Genomic DNA, 3,916 nt, shown 5'->3' on the forward strand with positions numbered 1-3,916 from the left:
TGACCGTCAGGGCCTTGGCGCTGACCCCAGCGGTGCTGTTCGCTTGATCGGTAATGTTGTAGTTACCTGCATCAGCCCCGCTGTAATTGCTGGTTAAGGTAACGGTTTTGTTGCTGCCGACATTTTTGGTGTCAAACAAACCCGTGGCAGTAACGCTCAGAACATCACCGGCAACCATGCCGTTAAAGCCGGCAGCGCTGCCGTTGATCGTGGCATCACGATTTCCGTCATAGACTTTATTGGCGGCACTGATGCCGCTGACCGTCAGGGCCTTGGCGCTAACCCCAGCGGTGCTGTTCGCTTGATCGGTGATATTGTAGTTGCCTGCATCAGCCCCGCTGTAATTGCTGGTTAAGGTAACGGTTTTGTTGCTGCCGACATTTTTGGTATCGAACAAACCTGTGGCAGTAACGCTCAGAACATCATCGGCAACCATGCCGTCAAAGCCGGCAGCGCTGCTGTTGATCGTGGCATCAAGATTTCCGTCATAGACTTTATTGGCGGCGCTGATGCCGCTGACCGTCAGGGCCTTGGCGCTGACCCCAGCGGTGCTGTTCGCTTGATCGGTAATGTTGTAGTTACCTGCATCAGCCCCGCTGTAATTGCTGGTTAAGGTAACGGTTTTGTTGCTGCCGACATTTTTAGTGTCAAACAAACCCGTGGCAGTAACGCTCAGAACATCACCGGCAACCATGCCGTTAAAGCCGGCAGCGTTGCTGTTGATAATGGCATCACGATTTCCGTCATAGACTTTATTGGCGGCACTGATGCCGCTGACAGTCAGGGCCTTGGCGCTGACCCCAGCGGTGCTGCTCGCTTGATCGGTAATGTTGTAGTTACCTGCATCAGCCCCGCTGTAATTGCTGGTTAAGGTAACGGTTTTGTTGCTGCCGACATTTTTGGTATCGAACAAACCCGTGGCAGTAACGCTCAGAACATCACCGGCAACCATGCCGTTAAAGCCGGCAGCGTTGCTGTTGATAATGGCATCACGATTTCCGTCATAGACTTTATTGGCTGTGCTGATGATGCCGGCTACAACGATATTTTTCTTGTTAACGTTGTAATCACCTGTAATCTCGGTAAAGGTGTAGTTGTCGGCATCGACGCCAGAAAGACCACTGACATACTGTTTGCCAATATGAAATCCGGCGATGAAGTTACCGCTACTGCTAGTCAAGCCTGCCGAGTCAACAGCTACCGTGGCGATACCCAAGTCGTCGTTGCTAATAGCGTTACTAAAACTGGCAGCACCTTGGTTCAGGGACGAACCATAAATCGAACTGCCAGAGGCCACAGAACCGCTGAGGGCTAGCTTGTTTATCGTGTAGTTACCGACAATGTTAGCATAACTGTAGTTGCCGGCATCGGCACCCGAAAGCGCAGTGACAAATTCAATACCGGTGTAGTTACCAGCTTTAAGGTAGCCGCTGGAACTAGTATTGCCGTTGGTATTAACCTCGACTCTGGCATTGCCTAGGTCATCACCAGACACAGCGTTGATGAAGCTTGCCAAACCTGGCGACATAGCAGCCCCATAGACCGATGTACCCGTCAAGATTGAGCCCGCCAAGGCAAGCTGATTGATAGTACCAGTAGCTGTAGCAGTATTGGTAATCGTGTAGTTACCAATCATATCGGCAGCACTGCTATCAACTACAGTATAGCCGGCTTTGATGCCCAGTGTGCTAGCGTTGTTACCCAGAGCATTTTTTGAAGAGAACTCTTCGGAGACATTAACGATATCGCCGCTGACGTTACCGGCCACCGTGACAGTCCCTGTCGAGGTAATAGTGCCATCATAAGTTTTAATAGACGAAATCGGGGTCAAGGTCAACGCTGCCGGCGTGATGCTTCCTGTGCTTGAGACCAGCGTTACAGCATAATTAGCTCCGTTATTATTGTCGATCAGTGTGTAGCCCGTACCAACATTCAATGTACTGCCGTTCATGCCCATTACATTTTTATTGGCAAAACTTTCGCTCAGACCAGTCAGACTGTCTCCAGTAAACACAGTGCCAGATGTCACTGTAGGTGTCATTAATGATGTAGTTGTACCATCGTACACCTTGCTATCACTAACCGCTGTGATGGTCAGTGCTGCCGGGGTGATGGTACCCGTTCCTGAAGCCAGTGTTACAGTGTAGTTAGCGCCGTTGTTGCCATCGTCCAGCGTATAACCGTTACCAACATTCAGTGTACTGGCGTTCGTGCCCAGTACATTCTTGCTGGCAAAACTCTCGCTCAGACCAGTCAGACTGTCTCCAGTAAACACGGAACCAAATGTAACAGTCGGTGTAGCCATTGATGTGGCTGTGCCATCGTACACTTTGCTATCACTCACCGCTGTGATGGTCAGCATTGCAGGGGTGATATTGGCCATCAGGTTGGTAGGTAGTACCAACTCATAAGAATCGGAGTTAGTACCGCTTAACACCATACTTGTTACCGTGACGGCTTTGGCGTTGCCGACGTTCTTATCGGCAAAGGTGCCTGCACCCGCACTAAAACTAAGTACATCGTCGTTTATTGCACCTGTATATAAGACGTTACCTGTATTCAAAGTGGTGTTGATGTTTCCATCATAGATCTTACTATTGGCTAATACACCGGATGTAATGTAAATCAACTTCCCAGTGATATCCGCAGAGGCCTGCGCAGTGACATTAAACGTATAGTTGCCGACATCATCCCCGGTCACGTTAATGCCGCTGACATTAATCAACTTATTATGTCCGGCAGCAGGACTCTGGAAACTTGCGCTACCAAAGGAGATACTTAATTGATCGTTGCTCATCCGGTTATCTGATAAGGTTAACGAGGCGGTGCTGTTACCGTCGTAGATTTTATTTACGCCGGTAGCGCTGACCGTCAAAGTTGCCTTACTGATATTGGCAAACGCGGCAGCAGTTAAATTGAATGTGTAATTCCCTGCGTCAGTGCCGCCCAGTGCGATGCCGCTGACCCCAATATACTTGGATTTGCCAACGTTTTTGTCGAGGAAAGCTGCGTTGTAAGTAAAGGTCAGATTATCATTGCTGATCCGATTGTCGGCTAAGGTAACCGTCGCCCCCAGTAGTCCGTCATAATCCTTGTTTACGCCAGTTGCAGAAACCGCCAAGCTGCGTGGTGTGATACTTGCCGTTAGACCGGTCGGTTGAATCAGGTTGTAGTTCACACCGTCGGCACCGGTTAGGACAAATGCACTACCTACAATTGATTTTCCGACACCTACATTTTTGTCAACGAAAGTACCAGTAATAGAGCCCACGCTGGTCACATCCCCGCTTATAACGCCCACCAAGCTGGCCGCGTTGGCATTGATACCGGCAGTTAGTGTGCCATCATAAACCTTGTCTATACCGACGACACCAGCCACATGAATGTCTGCTTTGGTAATATTGGCAGTCGTTGTCGCAGTTGAAGATATGCTGTAATTACTTACCAAGCCTGTATCGCCAATGCCTGCGATGATTCCTATATTAGTAATCGTTACCGTCTTGCCATCCGCTGCATACTTGTCAGCAAACGTCACGTCGCCAGCAACCACAGGTGTTAAAGTTTCACCAGTAACTAATCCTGACAAACTGAGACTACTCAAAGTTGCAGTACTAGTCCTGTCGTAGACTCGATTGTTGGCAACGGCGATAAGACTGAGGGCAGCTTTATCGATGATACTCGCCGCGTTGTTGGCGTAGCTGACCGTGTAGTTGCCACCCAAGTTGCCGTCGTTCACCGTCACGGCATCTGTCGTTACCGTCTTGCCGGTGCCGGCATTAGCGTCGGTGTAGGCAAACGTGCCGCCACTGAGGCTGTCAAGCGTACCGCCATTACTGGCGTTGTTGTACAGCGTGCCCAACGTCACAACCGCCGTACCCGCTGCTGCCAACGAGCCGTCGTACGTCTTGGTCACAGC

1 protein-coding gene is annotated in these 3,916 nt (G+C 50.1%); it reads right to left on the bottom strand.

Annotated features, from left to right (window positions below; genetic code table 11):
* Positions 1-3,916 (bottom strand): beta strand repeat-containing protein (locus tag N7974_RS20200; RefSeq protein ID WP_262967331.1); only part of this gene is annotated, 3,916 nt, incomplete at both ends.

Source organism: Methylobacter psychrophilus (genome assembly GCF_025583945.1).
Classification (GTDB): Bacteria; Pseudomonadota; Gammaproteobacteria; order Methylococcales; family Methylomonadaceae; genus Methylobacter_C; species Methylobacter_C psychrophilus.